This is a genomic window from Galbibacter kalidii, assembly GCF_026241135.1.
In the GTDB taxonomy this organism is placed as follows: Bacteria; Bacteroidota; Bacteroidia; order Flavobacteriales; family Flavobacteriaceae; genus Galbibacter.
This window is the reverse complement of the sequence record NZ_JAPFGA010000001.1, coordinates 386,784-407,546: the sequence shown is the minus strand read 5'-3', so window position 1 is coordinate 407,546 and position 20,763 is coordinate 386,784. Positions and strand designations below refer to the sequence as shown.

Below are 20,763 nucleotides of genomic sequence, written 5' to 3'. Positions count from 1 at the left end.
ATATTTACATTTATATCATTATCAATTGTTTAACATTAAAACCCGTTGAATTCTAAGTAAACAAAAAACTATTTCTTTGCGGCTTAGCGACTTTGCGAGAAAACAGAAACATAACTCACGTAGAGACGCAAAGACGCTAAGGAATAAAGTATTTAGCTTCAATGTCATTTACCTACAGTATCTATCAGTATCTATGTTAATATTCAACACTGATATTACCATTGAATCTCCACTTTCTTCATTTTATCTGAAAGGGGAATGCGATAGGCTCCTCTTTCTTTGGTAAATGGTAAATTTATTTCTTTATCACATCTTAAAAAAGCATTTGGAGTGAATTCATCCTTTGGATTTAAATAAACCGTAACGCTTTTTTTCTTTTTATTGAATATCATTTTATTGAAGGTTCCCGCATCTAAAGTCAACCACAATTTTTCCGATGCGATGAACACTTTGTTTTTAGCAGCTGTTGTGATATCCACTATTATTTCTCCCTTCTTCTCTTCCATATTCCCTCCAAAACACTGCCAACCAAACTCCTCTGTCTCGGTTAAATAAGTAGCTGAATTAACCGCATACCCAAAAAAACCAGAACCATAATCGCCAGAGAGGTAATCAATTTCCAATGTTGAAGGGAACGAATGGAAAGCAGCCGGACCAAAACCGTCTTGTGTAATGTTGGAAATACCCCCCAACAAGCCTCCATAACCTACTTTTAGCAGGTGAAAGTCTTCCGGCGTATTTCTATAGGCTTTTAATACAGGAATGGCATTGAGCGCTGAACCATAATGGTGGATTTGTCTTTCTACCCTAGAGAGTTTTCCTCCGTAGAGAAAGTCCCAATACCTTCTAGCATTCCCGTTATAGGCCCAATGAGGTATGGTAGGCATATATGCCAAGATTGCGTCAAGGGTCACGTTTGCTTTTTCATCATACCCAAAATAATCAGACCACATAAATACCTCTTCCTGACCGGTAGAGTCCCAAGGCATTTCGCTTCCAAATGGATAGTTCAAAGACCGCCAGTGATCGGCACGTTCTTTCATTTTTTCTTCAAGGGCTGTTGCTTTTTCATGCATCCCTTCAAGCCTTAAGTCCTTTAATATAAGTAGGAACACCGTTCCTTCCATTTGTCCGTATTGGGCATAATAAGGGGCTAGTTCTGTCATTGCGATCGCGGTATGATACGCATTGTTTAAATACCAATTCCATGATTTTTCATCGACCAACCCTTCATGATATCTCGACAAGTGGTACATCACCCAATGAGCCGCTGCAACATGCGGATAATTGTATGATCTTCCGGGATCTCCGGCATGTTTCTTATCCCATGCCGCCCATGTTTTATAATTAATCGTATCGCTATAGGTTCCTTTAGGCATGCTGTCGGGTTCATAATAAAACACACTTTTTCTGACCCCATATTTATTTTTTCCTTCTGAATATTGAATCCTACCCCATAAGGTCTGATTCACAAAATCCGATAGTTTCTCCAATTCCTGTTTGTCAGGTTGAATCAACTGCTTCATCATAGCTGCCAGCCAACTTCCGGCTCCGCCCTCATCACTTAAACCGGCAATCCATGCTCGACTATCCTGAGTTACTTTTTGCTTAGTTTGGTAATCGTATGAAATTACTGAAGGATTTCTGTGAAACGGATCCCTGGGGTCGTCCAGCCATTGCTCAGTGGTCAAGAATTTTCCAAAGGCTTCGACTACATCTTTTTCTGAATTTATCACCTTATAATTTATGGTTTGACTTCTATCGTCTTTATAGGTAACAATAAGCCTTGCTCTCCCCCATTTCTCACCACTTACCAAATACTCTACATATCCATTTTCAGTGCCTACGTTTTCAATTTTCAAGGCTCCTTTGGGGTCGATATCGATTTTATCTACTTCTTTCGGGCTTTTCAAAAACAACTTCCCCTCCACATCTTTGGGTAAAACATATCCGGGAATCCCAACCGCAATTGGCATATTTTTTTCAACAAGGGTTTTTTGTATATTTTTTATTCCATCAGTAAGGCTTATTCTGATGGCAAATTCTTTTTTCTCCCCGGATTTTAAAACTATTGAACTTGGGGTATTCCATTGTTCAACACCTTTCCATTCTGATTCGGCAAAGGCTTTGCTCAAAGCCATCCATTCGTGGAAGCCTTCAAAAACAATACTTCTTCTTGTAGGGTCATCAAGCAAAGGGCGATAGGCCTCAAACGGCATGTTCTTCTCCGGTAACACTAAAAGAGTCGGGGCTTTTCCACTTAATCTTTTCACTTCCAAATAACCGGCATCCATCCCAATATACGGATCGAAAAACACATTATCGGCATGTGTCTCGTCCAAGGACTTCCCTTCCAGAATATTATTAAAGATCATCGGGATTCCAAGTGCCCCAATTTCTACCGGAGACGCATTCAAATTTGATATCACAAATCGTATAATCAAATCTCCTTCGTCTGCTTCATAATAGCGTTTAATATTTACCGGAATATCTTCCGGAAATGTATTTGACAAATCTGCTCCTGTTAAAACATTTCCCTCAACAGCTAATGATTTAATTGCTTCCCTCTTATATGCAGAAGAATATTTTTCCCATTCTTCTCCTTTATGCCTTAAAGACAGGTTGATATCCCCTAAGTGATAAAGACTATCCTTATCCCTAATCGCCAAGCGTTCTCCGGGTGTAAAATCAAATTCATCATTATTTTTAGGATATAATCCTGCCACAGTTTGGGAAGCTTTTACCAGTTTTAATTTAAATTGGGAAGTGCCAACCTCTATAAAACCGCTCTCTAATCCTAAGGTAGATGGTCTGTTTTTAACATTTTCCCAATAATCCTGAGCCAAAACATGGTTTATTCCTATTCCGAGAAATAAAATCAGTAATACATATTTTAGGTTGTGTCGCTTTATCATTTCGAGTTTAATTTTATTCAATCCCACTGAAGGAGGGCTTATTCTTCAATTCTTATTTTATAAATATTCGCACTCTCCCAAGGGATAGTGATATGTCCGTTCTTTATTGAAAATTCAGTTTGGGTAAGGGCAATTCTTTTTAAATTCTCCTCATCGTTAAATACCATGTCATGCTCTCCCGTAATCGTATATCGAACCCCTTCTTCGTTTACTAACTTGTTTTTGAATTCAATTTTTAGAGGATAATCCCGATGAGTTGCATTAACAACTGATAATGTCAGGTACTTTCCATCATCTGATAATGTTGCCGCTACATCCAAGGGTTCAAAACTTCCTGTTATTGATACCGGTATTTCACCAAACTCCTGATTATACAATTCAAGTACCAATCCAGTTCCTTCCAGCCAAGACGCTGTCGGGGTGGTTTTAATGGCTCCGATCACATTTACGGTTTGGGCATAATTAGCCATATAATAAATATCCGACTGCCTGGAAAACTCATTGATTCCTGCTGCAATGCCCAATGCATCCCTTAAAAAATAACGGGTTCCCAACAGACCATATTCATGAGGGCCATACCAATAATTCCATTCATCGAGGGCTATTTTTATATCTTTTTGCTTTAGTTCAGGTATGCTATCCCTCCATTTCCTATGTTCATTTGCAATTTCCCGAATGGCATCCGGTATTTGCCTTACATGTGTCAATAGTCCTCCTGCATGCCAATCCTGACGGTAAAAATGCTCACTGATATAAGTCATCTGATTCGAGCAATGCTCATACATCATTTGATTCCATTCTCCCGGAAAACCTACGGCAATCAAACTGATATCCTGGTCAACTTCCCGCATGGCTTCGGACACTCTATTATGTTTTTTCACATACTCTTTAATAGGCATATGCCCCAATTGCCAATCCCCGAACATTTCATTTCCTACTGCCCAAAGTTTTACATTATATGGAGCAGGGTGACCGTTCTCCACTCTCCATTTCCCCATTTTTGTTTTTACCCCTCCGTTAACATATTCTACCTCTTCTGCTGCTAACTTCGCTGTTCCCAATCCTGTATTTACAGCGATATTGGCCTCTGCATCCAGTAGTTCACACAACTCCATAAACTCGTGAATTCCCACATCGTTATACTCTAGCCCTTTCCAAGCCCGTTCATATTGGGTAGGTCTTGTATCCGGATCCCCAATACCATCTTTCCAATTGTATCCTGAAACAAAATTACCGCCTGGCCATCTGTAAACAGGGGCATTTAAGCTTTTCATCAATGCAATAACATCTTTTCTAAAACCTTTTATATGATCTGAAGGCATCAGGGAAACAGCCGCAACCGTAACAGTCCCTTTTCCTTGGAAAGTGATACGCAGTTTAGCATCTTTATCAGCTCCTAATGGAGTTAATGAAAAGGCTTGCTTTATATATCTGTTTCCCTCAACTTTGAAGCTTTTTTCATTTAAGCCCTCTTTTGTAATAAGGGCAATATTGATCTGTTTTACCCCGGGATCAGCTTTAAAAACGAGTCTTCCTTCATATTGTTTATCAACTACTGAAATAGAATCTTGTGTTAATTCCAAGACATTTTTATGAAGAGGAAAAACCGGAATAGGTGCTCTGGCATATTCCATAGTACTGTCTTTTTTCACTTTCAAAGTGTCCAAATTAGTCTTCCATGCCGATTTTTTGCTCCCTGGTGTATAATAGAACTTCCTATCTTCAAGCAGCTCTGCCCAAAGCCCGCCATAAATAGATTTCCCCATATGTTCGATAAACTGGCCGTACATATAAGGGGAAATTGGTTCCTTTTTTACCGTAACATCAATAACTGCCTTCGGATTTAATTCCGGAACGGAGATTTCTTCGATCTTCATATTATCGAAATACACTTTCCCTTTTGCCGATCCTCCCTTACCAAGCAAGCATTCCAGCATGACGCTGTCATCCCCTTCAGCATTAAACTGTATTTCAACATAGGTCCAATCATTATCACCTGTGAAAATCGTATCGTTTTCAATTGGGAATTTCCCTATACGAAACCCAGCCCCTGATTTATCATGTTCACCTTTTACCCTTTCCGTTTTTATAAAACCGTAAATTTTATATTCCGCATAGGGTTTTATATCTATTTTCTTGTACCATCTATTAACTGTCAGGGAATCTGATGTTATCATCAGAACACGGGTATCGTATGATGCAGAAAGGGTATCAGAATAATTTTCCTGATCACTCCAGTATTCTGTTTCCCAGTTATCCTCAAATGAGGTATTATCTTTTGAAGCTGACAGTAATTTCATATCATTTGCTTGTTTACACCCTCCTATAATCAGGGAAATGCAAAACAATATTGTAGAGGCGATATACTTTAATCTAAGGGTCATCAAGTTTGGATTACTGATTTCTATTTAAAGTCTGTTGAGAATTTCCACTCTGTGGAATAGTTCTTTTTTAGTGGTAACTCTTCCAAGACAGCCCGAAGGATTTCGACGGGCATCATGTTTTCTTTCATCACACGATCGTGAAACTGTTTTTCTGTCCACCCTTTTTCCAATAATTCTTTGCGTAAGGCATAAAACTGTAATCCGCCGACCATATAAGCAAGTTGATATAATGGTGGTGTATAGGTAGTAGCAAAAGAACGTCTTACTTCCGCTTCGGCATTGGCATATTCATGTCCAACTTCATTGACCAGTATGTCGATACACTCTTGCGGGGTCATTTCCCCTAACTGATATTTTAATGAGAAGATTATCCGAGCACAACGGTGAATCCGCCAAAAAAGCATTCCCATTTTTTGTTCAGGGGTTTGGGGGAATTGTTTATCCCATAAGATAATCTCCCAATACAAAGCCCACCCTTCCATCCAAAACGGGGTTCCGAAGGGTCTTCGATAGGATTTGTGACGTGCATTCATAAAGAATTCCAAATTATGGCCCGGTAATAATTCGTGTTGTACCGTTGCCCTGGAAAAATTAGGATTGTTACCACGCATGCTCATGAGCTTGTCTTCTTGTGACATTTCCATTGTGGGATATGAAATACTGATTTCCCAACCTCCGGTAAAAAAAGGATTTATTTTCTGTCGCTTTGGGGTCATCATGATCATACGCCAGGTTTCTTTGGCCAGATCCGGAATAGTAATGATATCCCTTTCTTCAATAAAATCTACTGATTGGTCAAACAGATCCTTAATAGCCTGTGGTTGTTCCCCAACCGGTACATAGGTCTCTTTTACATGCTCTAAGGCAGCTTTCCAGTCATTGCCATAACCCATCTCCTCTGATGCTTTTATCATTTCCGCCTTGCACCAGTCAAATTGTTTCTCAGCCGTGGCAATAAGTTCTTCTGGAGTATAAGGAATCATCTCAAAAGCCAGTTCTTTTAATATTGCATCACGCCCCACCGGCTTTCCTATAATACCGCTTCCATCATCTTTAATACTGCCTTCATCATAATTCTCTTTTAAAAAAGATCCATATGCTGTAAGTTTTTCTGAAAGCTCTTTGAAAGGCTGTTCCATCCACCAGGTAAACTCCGGATCGTAACTGAAATAAAAATCATAAGCTTCTTTCAATGCTTTATGCAATGATTTTACAACTCCGGCGGCTTTATCGGCCTGTATCCAATCCTCAAAAGCAGCTTCTTTTAAGGCTACCATTTTTTTATCAATCGTATCGGAAGCTTTCGTGAAGGTTTTGGCCAAACTTGCTGATTCAGGCCGTTTGCCATGCCTGCGTTCTTGAACAAACACATATAATTTATCAGCAAAATCAGTAACATGAGCCACCTCTTTATAAGCCTTGTAACTTAGTTGCAAATGATAATCTTCTTTTTCAATCAGGTTTTCAAGCAATATATAATCCGCTTTTTCTTGCAGTGATAAGTTTTTAAAGTCAATGTCTTTTATATAATTTCGCCATTGTTTAAAAAAAGCAGTAAACCTTTTGTAATATTCCTCAGATTCATCTACCGTATAGGTAGCTTTCAAGGTTCGCTTATCGGCCTGATATGTATTGACCACATCGATCATATCGTTTGCAAATCCTGTTATTGCAATCATCATGACCAGAATAGAGGTATATGCTTTTTTCTTCATTTGTTCTTTTATATATTTTTTGATAGTCAGTCAAGTACAATAATCAAGGCTATTCCAGTACAATATCCAGATAGACCGAATGACGATCATAAGTTTCATAAAAAGGTTTGAAAATCACGTCATCAATCGTAAACTTCATCTTCTTAGGGTCGCCCTTTATCGACTTGCTGATATCCTCAGCGTCCAACGTTACTTCACGCCAGTCCTTTCGTGGTTCAGGCTCCTGAGCTACCAACAAGACCGGGCCGTAGAACAGACTTGCGATGTTTTGCTGATCCATTACCGGATCCAGATGGAATTGGAATGGCATTCGTAATTCTACGATATCGCCATCTTTCCACTTTCTGTTCAGTGTCAAATAACTACCCGGTTGGGCTTCTACCTCCTTAACTTCTCCGTTAATCTTCACAATGAACCCTTTGGTTGCCCAGTGCGGCACACGAACGTTAAGATCAAACTCCCCGCCTCCCTTAATGGTCAAACGTGTATTGTCCTCTTTTGGAAAAGCGGTTGTCTGTTCAATAGTTATATCCCTTTCTGACCACTCCAAAGTTGAGGGCACATAAAGATTCACATAAAGCGCGCTATTGTCCGTACTTTTAAAATAAATGGAGTTTTGCAGCTTCGTACTACTCTCAATGGCTGTTCCATTACAGCAAGTAAAGCCACGCATATGTGGGTTTCCAAAACGTTTGATCGAACCGGGCCTTAACGGCACATGATAGGTGTTGGCGGGACTATCCTCGGCCACAGAGGCCAAGATGTGATTGTATAGTCCGCGCTCATAGTAATCCATCAACTCTGCCCGTTGATCGTAAAGGAACAGGTTTCTGGTCAGTTTGAGCATATTATACGTCGCACAGGTTTCATTCTGTCCGCCGGATGCAAAACCATTTTCATAGAGTGTTGCCGGCTGACCGATAAAGCATTCTGCATTAGTAGGATTACGCGCCCCAGCTACTCCTCCGATACTGTACATATAATCTTGTGTCGCCTTGTTCCAGAAGTTATCGGCTACCCGGTAATATTCCGAATCGTTAGAGCCTCGATACGTTTCGAGTGCTCCCATGATCTGTGGTACGTGCTGGTTAGCATGCTTACCACGGAATGTATCCACATTTTTCGCTAGTCCATGCGTGTGCGCTGCATCACCGAAGAAAACTTCGATATTATCAAACAGTTGCGCAATTTCCAAGTAGTGGGCCTCATTTGTAAGTCGATATAAACGCGCCATAGCTTCATTCATACCCCCATACTCACCTGCTATGTAGCTGTTCCACATGCTAATCAGGGTTTTGGTCGGCAACTTACTCAGACGTGCATACACCCAATCGCTCATTCCCTTGGCGATCTCCAATGCCTTTTCATTGTCGCTGATCTCGTAAATATCCATCAACCCAGCCAAAATCTTATGCAGTGTATAATAAGGTGCCCAAACCTGGCTCTTCTGCCCTCCATACGAGGCTCCATTTTCTAACATGATGAACTGATCGGGCGGATATGCACTGATGAATCCTTCGCCCCATTTCCAGTAATCAGTACGGATTCCCTCTTCACTCAAATCAGAATCATAACCTGATTTAGCGGAACCGGGTGGCACCTTAGTCGGATCAGATACATATTCGCCTCCTGCTTCCCGTGGTCGTCCAGTCATCTGTGATAATTCATAGAGGGTATTAACCATATAGTCCATCTTGTCCTTGAAATTAGCCCGGAGTGACTTATCATAACCAGTACTGGCATATGCCTGTGCTATTGCCGTCATGTAATGACCTGTCGCATGTCCCCGTAATTTAGTCTCCTGACTGTCCCAAACACCTAAAGGCTGTGCTCCTTCTGGCTGCTCCTGTCCAAAAGTATTGCGGAACATGTAGAGGAAAGAATCGGGATCAGTTGTGGCCAAGGTTTTTATGAACTTGTCCCGGTTCTCAATGAATTTTGTGTTGTAACCATTAGAATCTGGTCTTAACGAAACCTGATCCAGTTTGAAGGCTTCCAGTTTGCGATTGGGCGTAACCGGTTCTTCGGACGCATTCACCATCACAGTAGCCTTCGGTTGAAAATCAGTCCCCGCAATTTGTCCGGTCACTGTATAACGACCCGGTTTGAGCACTGCACTGTTATCTGTTGGTGCAGGCCAAAGTACTCGTACTTTCGGCCCATCGATTCCCCTGCGATAATATCCCTTCACATAGCGAGGTAATCTCGGCAGATGACCTACTATTGTTTCTACTTCAACATCAGGAACATTTTTCAGGAATTCGGTATAAAGTTGAGGATTGCTTGAGTCAAACTGTGGAAGATCGTCTTCGACTTCATCCATCTCCGCTTCATCTTCTTCATCTCCCCTGTTATTATGATAAATCCTGTCAATTTGTTTTGTACTTAAAGGAATGCGATAAATCCGGAAATCATGTAGCTTGGCATTGAGGTAAGGATCTTCAACCAACATCGATTTTCCGATATAAAAAAGGTTCGATTTCGTCGGCCCACCACCAAACACTTCGTTGAGGTCCAGTTCGATATCCTCAGTTTCGGCCACTAGCTCACCATTAACATATGTGCTTAACGATTGCTCCGGAATATTAATGACAACAACAAGATGTACCCACTGTTCAGTATTTACAGCTGATGAAACCGATCCACGATCGCCATTAGAATCCGCTGCAATAAGTGCCTGATAACCTGCTTGGGATTTGGTTCCGGTCGGTGCGGCAAAGAAATGCGTTTTAGCATCCTTTCCAAAGTCGAAAAACCGCTGACCGAGCTGCTTGGAACGCAAGTATATCCATCCCGCCACGCTAAGTGATTCCACTCCTTCAAGCGCTCCACCGGGGATGGTGACATAAGTTTCACTATCACCGGGCAGTGAAAGTACCTTACCAAACTGCACGTCTTTGACAAACGTAGCCTTTTTCCCGTGAAATATAGCGTGGAGGTTGTTTCGGGACCAATCCTTAGTATTTCCATCGAACATATAGCGTGCAATCAACCCCGTTTCTCCAATTCCGTCCAATATCTGATCACCTTCTTGTGCCTGAACCGTCATTATACCCCCTGCCCAAACGGTAACAGACAGAAACATGCAAATGAATAACTTATACACCCTCATATTTGATTTTTTCATCTGTTTAAAAGTTTTCTTATTCATAAATTTTATTCCATAATGGTGGATTGACTTCTAGAAGCTTTTTCACAAAAAAGTCTTTGCGTTTTCGATCTCCAAATTCACCTCCGGATGTATGTGACATTCCGGGTAGGACGACCAAATCAAAATTTTTATTAGCCTTCATCAAAGCATCAGCAAATTGCATTGTCGATGCAGGATCCACATTATCATCTACTTCACCTACCATCAACAAGAGTTCACCATTCATTTTTTCAGCATTCTCAGTGTTAGAGCAAGCTGCATAATGAGGTCCAACCGGATATCCCATCCATTGTTCATTCCACCAGATTTTATCCATACGGTTATCATGACATCCACAAGAAGCAACTGCCACTTTATAAAAATCAGAATTAAAGACCACGGCTGCACCTGCGTTCTGTCCCCCAGCGGATGTTCCATGAATTCCAACTTTATCAATATTCATATAGGGATATTTTTTGGCCGCCGCCTTTATCCATAATTTCCTATCCGGGAAACCGGCATCCTTTAAATTTTTCCAACATATATTGTGGAATGCCTTCGAACGATTCGATGTTCCCATACCATCGATCTGGACAACAATGAACCCTAACTCTGCAAGGCTGGTCATTCCACTATAGTTACTTTGAAAGCTCTTGGGTACAAATGAACTATGAGGTCCGGCATAGATATACTCAATAATCGGATAGTCCTTTTTTGGATCGAATGTAGTCGGGCGTATTATGATCCCCCAGATATCGGTTTCACCATCCCTTCCCTTAGCGTTAAACACTTCCGGCATTTTCCAACCGGTTGTCAACAAACTACCAATGTCTGCTTCTTGAAGCGTCATAACAGTTTTTTGGTTTTCGGCATTTTTCAAGACTGTTATCGGTGGCGCATCCACCCTAGAATATTGATCAATATAGTATTTATGATTTTCTGAAAAAGTAACCTTATGATTCCCATTTTCTTTGGTAAACCTTACAAAATTCTTTCCGTCAAAGTCTATCCGACAGTAATGTAACAGATAAGGATCCTGTTTTTTGTCCAGTCCGCTGGCTGTAAAATATATATGACTATTCTCTTCATCAACTTCCAGCACCTTTCTCACCGGCCAATTGCCTTTGGTGATTTGCTGTTTCACTTTTCCGGTTTCCCCGTCGTATAAGTACAAATGATTCCAACCATCACGTTCGGAAGCCCAGATTATTTCTTTATCATCTTTAGTATCATATCTGAATTTTTTACTGCTGTAGTCTATAAAAGTTGAACTGGTTTCATTTACAACAATACGAACTCTGCCCGTACTGGCATCTACTGATAAAATACGGTATACCTGATGTCCTCTCTTATTGTATTCAAAAGTAAAAGCACTGCTATTCTTTTTCCACTTAAAATTGGAAATTCGATATTGTTGATCAAATAAATCGGTGGCAACAGCAATGTGTTTTTTTAACTCTACATCAAACAATTGTGGACTTCTGAAAGGTAATTGATCTCCAGGTTTTAAATAATCCCGTGATTCCAGCTCAGGCTGTAACTGATCGTCAGGACTCGATCGTACAAAATAGATTTTATGATTCTCCCCCGGTCGTACTTTATAGGCCATTATTTTTTTACTGTCCGGAGACCATTTCACAAATGCCGAATAAAAATTCCCTTTTGATCCATCATAACTTAACTGGAACTCTTTATCGGTTTTGGTATTTGCCACATAAAGGTTGTAATCTTTGATAAAGGCTACATACAAACTATCAGGTGAAGCAACAGTATCTTTTTTTGTTTCGTCAAAACGACTTCCCCAATAGCCTCTATTATTCCTTTTCTTCTTCTCGAGTGGTTTTATAACTTTAAGTTGATAATCCCCAAGATCACATTCCATTTCCAAACTATCGGTATGAAAAGTTAAAGCACCATCCTTAAACCTAAGTTCTTTAATGTCAATGGAATTAACTTCTACTTTTTTTTCTAAAAATTCACTTAGGGATGCTGCTAATCTTTCGTGATCAAATGCTTTTTGTTGTGTACCTTCTCTCGTTGAGATCAACATATACTCGCTTTCTTTTTCAGTATTGTTCTTATACCAACACAAACTATCACCCTGCCATTTAAAATATTTCGGCGAATTGTAAATTTTATTTTTAAACAAGGTGTCGACAGCTACAGATTTCTTATATTCTGTCACAGTTCCCTGAGCTATGGAACAATAGCCAGATATAAAAAGTGTAAAAAACACACCTATTTTAAGCAAACTTTTCATCTTAAAATAATTATTCATAAAACTATAAATTATCATTAAGTATCTGTGAATATATATTAGCCGAAACTTACACTTTATTAACAGGTATCAGAGTTTTTTAAATAAAAATGTGTGATTTTAATATGATTTTTAATCTGTTTAGCAGATTTGATAAATCAAATTTATATCAACTATTTAAATCGTTCGGGGTCTAATGGAGTTAGGTTTACAGATGGTTTTTCAGCTGATATAAGCTCTTGTACCAATTTGCCCGTTATCGGACCGAGACTGAATCCCATCATCGCATGTCCCGAGGCAATGGTTAAATTATTATATTTTGATGTTTTTCCGATATACGGTAAACCATCCGGAGACACGGGACGAAGTCCGGATAATGCAGAGTTTCTTTCTTCCCGGTTAATTTCCAAATTGTTATAATATTTATGTACAGCATCTGCAATGGCATTCACCCGCTCTTTTCTTATGTAGTTGTTATTTCCGGAAAATTCCATGGTTCCTGCAAAACGGGTAAAACCATTCATTGGGGTTACAGCCACTTTGGCTTCTGTTAAAATAGCAGGCAAGCTAATATAGGTTTCCCTTTTTACATCCATGCTATATCCTTTCCCTCCTTGGATAGGTATGTAAATCCCTAGTTTTTTTGCCAGCGAAAATGTCCAACTTCCGGCCGCTAAGACCACATCACTACACAGATAACTATCTTTATCCGTTTTTACCTCTGTAATTTTATTTCCGGAAGCAACCACGTCGACCACTTCCTGATGTAATTGAAAATCAGCCCCTTTTTCTATTAACCACTTTTTTAAATTCACCATGAATTGATCAGGGGTAATATGTCCGTCACATTCATAATGAACAGCACCCAGGACATCATCAGAAAATCCCGGTTGAGTTATTTTTAGGTCTTCTTTGTTCAAGCACTTAACTTCCAACCCTTCATTCACCGCCCTATTTGCCAATGCCCTTTCTTCTTCCTCTCCCTTATGGCTTGTGTAGACCATCAGCAACCCTTTACGTTCATAATGAAAATCAAAATCTGAAGAGGCAAACATTTGATCGTATAAATCCCTGCTTTTTAAATTGAGTTCTTTTAAAATACCTACGGAAGCTGCCACTCGTTTTGAAGTAGCTGATTTTTTAAACAACCATGCCCATTTGATAAAATCAATTTCTAAACGCGGTTTGATATAAAGAGGACTGGTACTGTCAAACATCCACTTTAAGCCCTTGGTGATCATTCCGGGTGCCGCAATGGACATAAAATGACTGGGGGTTATATAACCCGCATTTATAAAGGAAGTCCCTCCTGAAATACCTCCCCGATCAATCACAGTCACTTGATGACCCTCTTTAACTAAGTAATAGGCAGAACACAATCCAGAAATCCCGCCTCCTATAATAATAATCTTTCCCAACGTTTCTATTTTAAATTATAACACTTGAAAACCATGGGCATACGGATCATCATCATCAATAATAATAGTATTATATCCGGTAACCTGTGCCCATCCTTCTATACTGGGGATTATAGCTTTTTTTCCGGCGAGTTCTGTCTCTTCCTCTATCCTTCCTATAAATCTGCTCCCTATAATGCTTTCATTTATAAATTGATCCCCTTTACGAAGTTTTCCTTTGGCGTACCATTGTGCCATCCGGGCAGAAGTTCCTGTCCCGCATGGGGAGCGATCTAAAGCCTTATCACCATAAAAAATGGCATTTCTGGCAGTGCTGTTCTCATCAAGCACAGCTCCTGTCCATAAAATATGGCTTAATCCGTTAATCGTAGGATCTTCAGGGTGTACAAAAGAATATCCTTCGTTAATCTGTTTACGCAATGTCCTACTCCAAGTTATCAATTGACTTGCCTGATAATGTTCGAGTCCTTTGAAGTTTTCCTGAACTTCTACAATGGCATAATAATTTCCTCCGTAGGAAACATCGACGGAAATTGTTCCCAAAACAGGACATTCAACCTCAATCCCCTCTGATACCAGATAAGACTTCACATTGGTGATTTTTACCGAAGTCACTTTTCTGCCCTCCTGCTGATAAGTGACATTCACCAATCCTGCCGGGGTTTCCAAACGTAATTTTCCAGGTGTTTTTGGTGTTACTAAACCTTCCTCGATCATGACGGTAACCGTACCGATAGTGCCATGACCACACATAGGCAAACACCCGCTGGTTTCGATAAACAAGATTCCTACGTCATTTTGCTCATCCGCCGGGGGGAAAAGTAGGCTACCACTCATCATATCATGCCCCCGGGGCTCAAACATCAGGCCTCTCCGAATCCAGTCGTATTCTTTTAAAAAATGTTGGCGTTTCTCGCTCATGGTATCTCCCTGCAATAAAGGTCCGCCACCGGTAACTACTCTCACCGGATTGCCACAGGTATGTGCATCTACACAAAAAAAAGTTTTTCTTGCCATTGCTCAATTACAAAGCGTTTTTGGTTACTTCCCCGTTTATTGTTCTTAAAATTTGTAAAGGATTGCTATTCTGCAGTGCTTTCGGCAACAGAGCATCCGGCCAGTCCTGATAAGAAACCGGACGTACCCAGCGTTTTACCGCAGTTAAACCAACAGAAGTATATTTGCTGTCCGAGCTTGCCGGAAACGGTCCTCCATGGGTCATTGCCGCGCTAACATCGACTCCTGTAGGTACTCCGTTAAAAATCAGTCGTCCCACACGGCTTTTCAAAGCTTCAATAGTTTCTGAAAAGTCAAATAATTCCTTCGGATCCTCATTTAATATAGTTCCCGTCAGCTGCCCTTCCATTGCCTCCAAAACCTTAGTGAGCTGATCTTTATCATCACATTGCACAATTATTGAAAATGGCCCAAACACTTCCTTATGGTATGTTTTGTTCTTTAAAAAGACTTCAGCATCAACAGCAATTATATGTTGCAGGGCATAGTTATCCTTAAGCTTTACATCCAACGTAGTAACCGGATTAAATCCGGGTTGAGACAGCACTTCTTCTTTATTTTTATCGTATTGTGCCTTAATGCTTGGGTGTAACATACAAGCAGGAGCTATTTCGGAAGTCGCCTCTCCTAAAGCCACCACAAACTGATCCAATGCTTTACTTTTAATCCCCAACATCAATCCCGGATTGGTGCAAAATTGTCCTGTTCCGGCAGTAATCGAACCTGCATATTGCTTTCCCCAATACTGTGCTTTATCTTTTAATGCAGAAGGAAGAATCACCACAGGATTAATACTACCCATTTCCGCATAAACTGGGATAGGTTCTTCCCTTTCCGAGGCTAATTTACACAGGGCCGTTCCTCCTTTTATACTTCCGGTAAATCCTACTGCTTTTACCAAAGGATGTTGTACCAAAAGTTTTCCTACCTCGATGCCTTTACTATTCATGTTTGAAAATACTCCATTGGGCATTTTCGTTTTCCGGGCAGCTTTAACAATCGCTGAAGCTACTAACTCTCCGGTACCTGCATGTAAGGGATGTGATTTTACAATTACGGGACATCCGGCAGCCAATGCACTTGCAGTATCTCCACCAGCCGTAGAGAATGCAAAAGGGAAATTGCTTGCTCCAAAGACCACTATCGGTCCAATTGGAATTTGCATACGACGCAAATCAGGTTTTCCTTCTGATTTATTAATTATCGCCTCTACCCACGACCCATCCTTGAGCATGGCCGCAAAGGCTCTTAACTGACCTGTTGTCCGGGCCAACTCTCCATTGGCACGTCCGTCTGGAAGTCCAGATTCCTTCTTGTAGATCTCGACAAGGTCATCTTTTATAGTCTCCAGTTCCTGAGCTATTGCCTCTAAAAAAGTGGCTCGTTCAGCATCACTGGTCTTTTTGTAAACATCAAAAGCCTTATCGGCAAGAGTTACTGCTTTATTGACCTCTTCACTCGTGGCTTCATAAAAGGTAGTTTCATTTTCGGAATTCGTTTCCGGATTTATCGTTTTATAGGTTATTGCACCTAGGGCGGAAAGCCCTTCTCCGATATAATTCTTTCCTGTAATCATGGCTTTCTTATTTTTTTAGTTATTCTGAACTCATTTATAATTTTTTATAATCCGGCAAAACAGGGCGTGTTTTCATGGCCTGATTAATAATCCCCAACACTCTTTCCCGTTCTGCCCCGTGAAGTGGCAAACGAGGCGCTCTTACATTTTCAGTTCCAATTCCTGTAGCCACCTCTGCCAATTTAATGTTTTGCACTAGTTGAGGAGAGATATCCAGCTCCAATAACGGCATAAACCATCTGTAAATCGACAAAGCTTCCTCTATTTTACCGGCCTTCACCAATTTATATATAGCGACAGTTTCTGCAGGATAGGCGTCGACCAATCCGGCCACCCAACCATCGGCACCGGCTGCCAAACTCTCTAAAGCCAAGGTATCTACACCCCCAAGTATTTTTAAGCGGTCGCCAAAACGATTTTTTAATCGGGTAACATTGGTTATATCCCTTGTAGATTCCTTAACCGCCTGGATATTGTCCACTTTTAAAAGCTCATCGAACATCTCCATTGTAACCTCTATTTTATAATCCACAGGATTATTGTAGATCATTATCGGTAAGGTAGTATTTTTGGCTATCTCTTTAAAATAAATCACCGTTTCATAATCAGTAGCTTTATAACGCATCGGTGGTAAAAGCATTAAGCCATTAGCCCCTATTTCTTCTGCTTTTTGAGCTACAGCAATAGCTTCTTTGGTACTCTGTTCTGCAATATTGATAATGACAGGGACTCTCCCATCAACTATTTTTAAGGTTTCTTTTATAAGTGTTTCTTTTTCCTCTTTTGTTAATGTACTGGCTTCACCTAAAGTTCCTCCAAGTATAATTCCACTAACCCCAGCGTCTAATTGTGCATCAATATTCTTTTTAAAAGTTACCAGATCCAACTGGTCATCGTCGGTGAATTTTGTTGTCACCGCTGGCATAATGCCTTCCCATTTTACTATCATATTAATATAATTTTACAACAAAAATAAGTTTTATCAAAAAGCTCTAATTAGCAATTATTAGCCTTTACTTATACTATATTACCACATATATTGATTTACATGTAATTTTTTAATAATATTTACAAAAATTAATATTTTGAAAGTTCTCCCCTTTAAAATACCGAAACCAGAACAAGAAGCCCTGGTATATCAGGAAGACCATGAAGTGGTCTTTTATGACCAGCTTCATCAGCACGAAGAAATTCAGATCAGTTATATTGTTGAAGGTTCGGGTTCATTAATTGTTGGGGATAGTATCAATGAATTTCAAAAAAATGACATCCTCGTTATAGGGGAAAACATCCCTCATGTGTTCCGGAGTGACAGCCAAGTAACCTCTACTTCTGTGATGTACACTTTGTTTTTTACAAAAACTTCTTTCGGAAAAGGCTTTTTTAACATTCCTGACCTTGAAAACACTCAAGCATTTTTTAAAGAAACCGAATACGGGATTAAGGTATTTTCAAAACAGAAAAAGATCATCAAGCATTTCAATAAACTGAAAAATCAAAGTAAAATTCAGCGTATCGGATCGCTTTTGAAAATTATGGATCTGATTATCGATGCAAAAAAGCAACCTTTGTCTTCATTTGTATACCGTAAAAAATATACTGATGATGAAGGAAAGCGTATGAGTGCTGTATTTGAGCATGCAATGGAACACTTTAACGAATCCGTTTCTTTGGATGTTGTTGCTGAAAAAGCCAATATGAGTAAAAATGCATTTTGCCGGTATTTCAAAAAACGTACGAACAAAACTTTTTTTCAGTTTCTTATTGAAATCAGGATTGAAAATGCATGCAAATTACTGTATCGCGACCCTGATTTATCCATTGCTGTCATTTCTGAAATGTCCGGGTTTCAAAACATTACTAACTTTAATCGCAAATTCAAAGAATTAAAAGGAATTACTCCGTCCCAATACAGAGCGCAGTGTTATTAAAAAGATTGGAGGATTGAAAGTTTAAAATTGAAGGTTAAAGGGGTTGTACTCAAAGTCGGAGACTTTGCGGAACGAGTTATTTGGTTAACTGGTTAATTGAGTGATTGGGTTATGGAGCTATGAAGTCGGGATTGTGGGTAGTCTTTTTCTTTGGTTCATTTCTTTTGGACGAGCAAAAGAAATTAAAGATTCATGAACACCTATTAAAAAAATAGAAGGTTCGTGAATAAATGAACAGTTTCTAAGTTTATTTGTCACATGGTTGGTTTGTTACATTCGCCCAAGCGTTGGCTAGCCCTTTCTTTAAAATGGATGCTGAGCCCTACACGAAAGATTCGTTCAAGTGGGCTGTGACGCTCGCACCTACAGGGATTGAAAATCTTAAAGACCTAATGAAACCTCAGGCCTTCAAAACTTAAGTTATTAAAAAAAAGGAGCTGTTAAAAACAGCCCCTTTTGATGTAAAAACAAACTAACTAACTCAAATCAGCGAGGACTCGTGCGGTAACGAGGGAGAATTCCTACTCTACGGTAACATTAAAAACGAATGTTGCCTGTACAGTTTCCCCAGGTTCATACTCATAAACCAAAGCTTGTTTAATAGTATATGTGGTATCATGCGAAGTTTGTCCAGGATATTGCCCTATACTAAATGAAAAATCCGTCTCGTTATACTCTGAAAACAGAGTGGCATCGGCGCCCCATCCAATTACATCCCCATTTACATCAAACCAATGTCCATAACCATTTGCTGTTGTTTCAGGGTTTAAAGTACCGTCACTTTCCTCGGCATAAAAAGTTATTTCGTTGCCCATAGCCGATGATATCTCGCTTGGTTGCATTACAAAAGCCTGTGCCAGTTGGCTAAGGTCTTCACTACTTAACTCCACTGTAGTTCCGGTATAGGCTTCATCATCGTATGGAAAACTAATATCAAAAGTAAATGTAGTGTTTTGAGGGGGCCCATCTCCGACATTCACATTCCCCAATAAATCCGTATTAGTAAAATTAACCTTATATGGCCACTGATCATCATTGGTTTCATCTTCATCCCAAGCATGGGGTTTGTAGGTATCTGGTGCCCCGGTAACTACAAACCATAAGTTACTACAATCTGCAGGCACTTCAAAATCTACTGTATTTTCAGCTCCTTGATTCATCTCGCCGTAAACCCGGGTGCCATCTTCCAACAAAGCAACATAGCCATAGTGCCAACCCGCCCTTCCGGGGTTTGCCACTATATTAAAACCCGATTCGTTTACCAATCCCGTAAAAGCTGTGGACACTACTGTTCCTGTAGAAGGTACGTTCAATGGAATTACATTATAACCTGTTGTTCCCGGACATCTTTCATAGGCTACTTGATAACTACCATCTTCCAGAGTAGTACTCAAAAAAGTCTGGGATCCAATATAATCTGAACCATTATCCCTAAGGGCATCCAGGTCCCAAGTAACAAATTTGGTAGCCGCATCATAGATTTCTTCATTTACTTCGGCCCATGTAATACCGGTGATCCTCATATAAGCCTCTATAGGATCCTCAGGTTCTTGAGCTTCCCTCCACAATCGTCCTATAAAATCTATACCATGGATATCTGTCCAATAATAATGGATAAAGTAACTGGAATATCTATACAATTCATGCAATAAGTGTCTATGATAGTTTTCCGTATAAACTGAAAAATCGTATGAAGTAAATGCTTGCTCTGGATAACTCTGGAAAGATTGCCATTGTGCAGTTTGCTCCCAAAACGTATTTCCTCCATTACCTCCAAAACCATATCGGAATCCGCTGCTCCCACCCAAATCTGCATGTACTTGGTACTGAAAACTATGCCCAATCTCGTGGGCTATTGTAGAACCTACAGGTTGAGAAGTACCGGGGCTTACCCATAAAGCACCTATGGTATCGTCATAACCGGATCCTGTTGCCAACCACTCTTCCTGATAATATAAAAATATCATCATTTTATAATCGTCCAACTTAGAGTTTCCAGCACCTGTTTCGGCAAACTTTAACACGTTAACATTGATATCGTAAAATTGCTCTGCTTTTTCCAAAAGATCGTCTATATCTACTCTGAAGGTTTCAGATACCTCACTAGATCCCGGGTTATTCTCCCCGTATCCGCTGCCCCAAAACACTATAAAATGTTCTGATTGTTTACTACGACCATAAAACCAAGTACTGGATTCGTCAAACAAGTCCATGCTCTCAAATTCTTGGGGGATGTATATCTTCTCGGTATCGACAGATTCCGGGTCAAATGAAGATTCTTGCTCTTCTGTCTGTTGCTGTTCTTCATCCGTAGATTCGGTTACAGGTACAATATCATCGTCTGAACAGCTGAAACAAAGCAGGGTAATCAAAATTAACACTTGGTACATTCCCAGCTTTCTTAAGTTTTTAGCACACAT

At 40.0% G+C, this 20,763-nt stretch carries 11 protein-coding genes; 1 reads left to right on the top strand and 10 read right to left on the bottom strand.

The genetic code is table 11. The features are described 5' to 3' along the window. Positions 1–215: 215 nt before the first annotated feature. The 9 genes from OOZ15_RS01655 to OOZ15_RS01615 form a co-directional block, all read right to left on the bottom strand. A complete protein-coding gene (locus OOZ15_RS01655) occupies positions 216–2,915 on the bottom strand; it encodes a DUF5695 domain-containing protein (RefSeq protein ID WP_265953967.1) in 2,700 nt (899 codons plus the stop codon). A gap of 38 nt (positions 2,916–2,953) precedes the next feature. Then, positions 2,954–5,215 (bottom strand): alpha-L-arabinofuranosidase C-terminal domain-containing protein, encoded by a 2,262-nt coding sequence (locus OOZ15_RS01650; RefSeq protein ID WP_265953966.1) that lies wholly within the window; start codon positions 5,213–5,215, stop codon positions 2,954–2,956. A gap of 104 nt (positions 5,216–5,319) precedes the next feature. Continuing rightward, positions 5,320–7,014, bottom strand: coding sequence for a DUF885 family protein (locus OOZ15_RS01645; protein WP_265953965.1), 1,695 nt, complete (start codon positions 7,012–7,014; stop codon positions 5,320–5,322). Positions 7,015–7,063: 49 nt separating this feature from the next. After that, positions 7,064–10,165 carry a beta-L-arabinofuranosidase domain-containing protein gene (locus OOZ15_RS01640; protein ID WP_265953964.1) on the bottom strand — a complete coding sequence of 1,034 codons (3,102 nt, stop codon included), beginning with the start codon at positions 10,163–10,165 and terminating at the stop codon, positions 7,064–7,066. After that, on the bottom strand, positions 10,158–12,404 hold the full coding sequence (locus tag OOZ15_RS01635; RefSeq protein ID WP_265953963.1) for a S9 family peptidase: 2,247 nt from the start codon (positions 12,402–12,404) through the stop codon (positions 10,158–10,160). Before OOZ15_RS01635 ends, OOZ15_RS01640 begins: the two co-directional genes overlap by 8 nt. 170 nt (positions 12,405–12,574) lie before the next feature. After that, positions 12,575–13,819, bottom strand: a complete 1,245-nt coding sequence (locus tag OOZ15_RS01630; RefSeq protein WP_265953962.1) for an NAD(P)/FAD-dependent oxidoreductase — start codon at positions 13,817–13,819, stop codon at positions 12,575–12,577. A gap of 15 nt (positions 13,820–13,834) precedes the next feature. After that, the gene (locus tag OOZ15_RS01625) at positions 13,835–14,836 is read right to left on the bottom strand and encodes a 4-hydroxyproline epimerase (protein ID WP_265953961.1); all 1,002 of its coding nucleotides are present in this window, start codon (positions 14,834–14,836) and stop codon (positions 13,835–13,837) included. Positions 14,837–14,843: 7 nt separating this feature from the next. After that, the gene (locus tag OOZ15_RS01620) at positions 14,844–16,412 is read right to left on the bottom strand and encodes an aldehyde dehydrogenase (NADP(+)) (protein WP_265953960.1); all 1,569 of its coding nucleotides are present in this window, start codon (positions 16,410–16,412) and stop codon (positions 14,844–14,846) included. 34 nt (positions 16,413–16,446) lie between these two features. After that, positions 16,447–17,361 carry a dihydrodipicolinate synthase family protein gene (locus tag OOZ15_RS01615; protein ID WP_265953959.1) on the bottom strand — a complete coding sequence of 305 codons (915 nt, stop codon included), beginning with the start codon at positions 17,359–17,361 and terminating at the stop codon, positions 16,447–16,449. Positions 17,362–17,497: 136 nt separating this feature from the next. On the opposite strand from OOZ15_RS01615, the gene OOZ15_RS01610 reads away from it, so the two are divergent. Further along, positions 17,498–18,343: an AraC family transcriptional regulator gene (locus OOZ15_RS01610; protein WP_265953958.1), complete on the top strand. Its 846-nt coding sequence runs from the start codon at positions 17,498–17,500 to the stop codon at positions 18,341–18,343. Positions 18,344–18,864: 521 nt separating this feature from the next. On the opposite strand, the gene OOZ15_RS01605 is transcribed toward OOZ15_RS01610, so the two are convergent. Continuing rightward, positions 18,865–20,763 carry a DUF4859 domain-containing protein gene (locus tag OOZ15_RS01605; protein ID WP_265953957.1) on the bottom strand — a complete coding sequence of 633 codons (1,899 nt, stop codon included), beginning with the start codon at positions 20,761–20,763 and terminating at the stop codon, positions 18,865–18,867.

Excerpts from the sequence above, each read along its gene's own strand:
- OOZ15_RS01655 (WP_265953967.1), bottom strand. The coding sequence starts at position 2,915 with ATGATAAAGCGACACAACCTAAAATATGTATTACTGATTTTATTTCTC.
- OOZ15_RS01650 (WP_265953966.1), bottom strand. The coding sequence starts at position 5,215 with ATGAAATTACTGTCAGCTTCAAAAGATAATACCTCATTTGAGGATAAC.
- OOZ15_RS01645 (WP_265953965.1), bottom strand. The coding sequence starts at position 7,014 with ATGAAGAAAAAAGCATATACCTCTATTCTGGTCATGATGATTGCAATA.
- OOZ15_RS01640 (WP_265953964.1), bottom strand. The coding sequence starts at position 10,165 with ATGAATAAGAAAACTTTTAAACAGATGAAAAAATCAAATATGAGGGTG.
- OOZ15_RS01635 (WP_265953963.1), bottom strand. The coding sequence starts at position 12,404 with ATGAAAAGTTTGCTTAAAATAGGTGTGTTTTTTACACTTTTTATATCT.
- OOZ15_RS01625 (WP_265953961.1), bottom strand. The coding sequence starts at position 14,836 with ATGGCAAGAAAAACTTTTTTTTGTGTAGATGCACATACCTGTGGCAAT.
- OOZ15_RS01620 (WP_265953960.1), bottom strand. The coding sequence starts at position 16,412 with ATGATTACAGGAAAGAATTATATCGGAGAAGGGCTTTCCGCCCTAGGT.
- OOZ15_RS01615 (WP_265953959.1), bottom strand. The coding sequence starts at position 17,361 with ATGATAGTAAAATGGGAAGGCATTATGCCAGCGGTGACAACAAAATTC.
- OOZ15_RS01605 (WP_265953957.1), bottom strand. The coding sequence starts at position 20,763 with ATGTGTGCTAAAAACTTAAGAAAGCTGGGAATGTACCAAGTGTTAATT.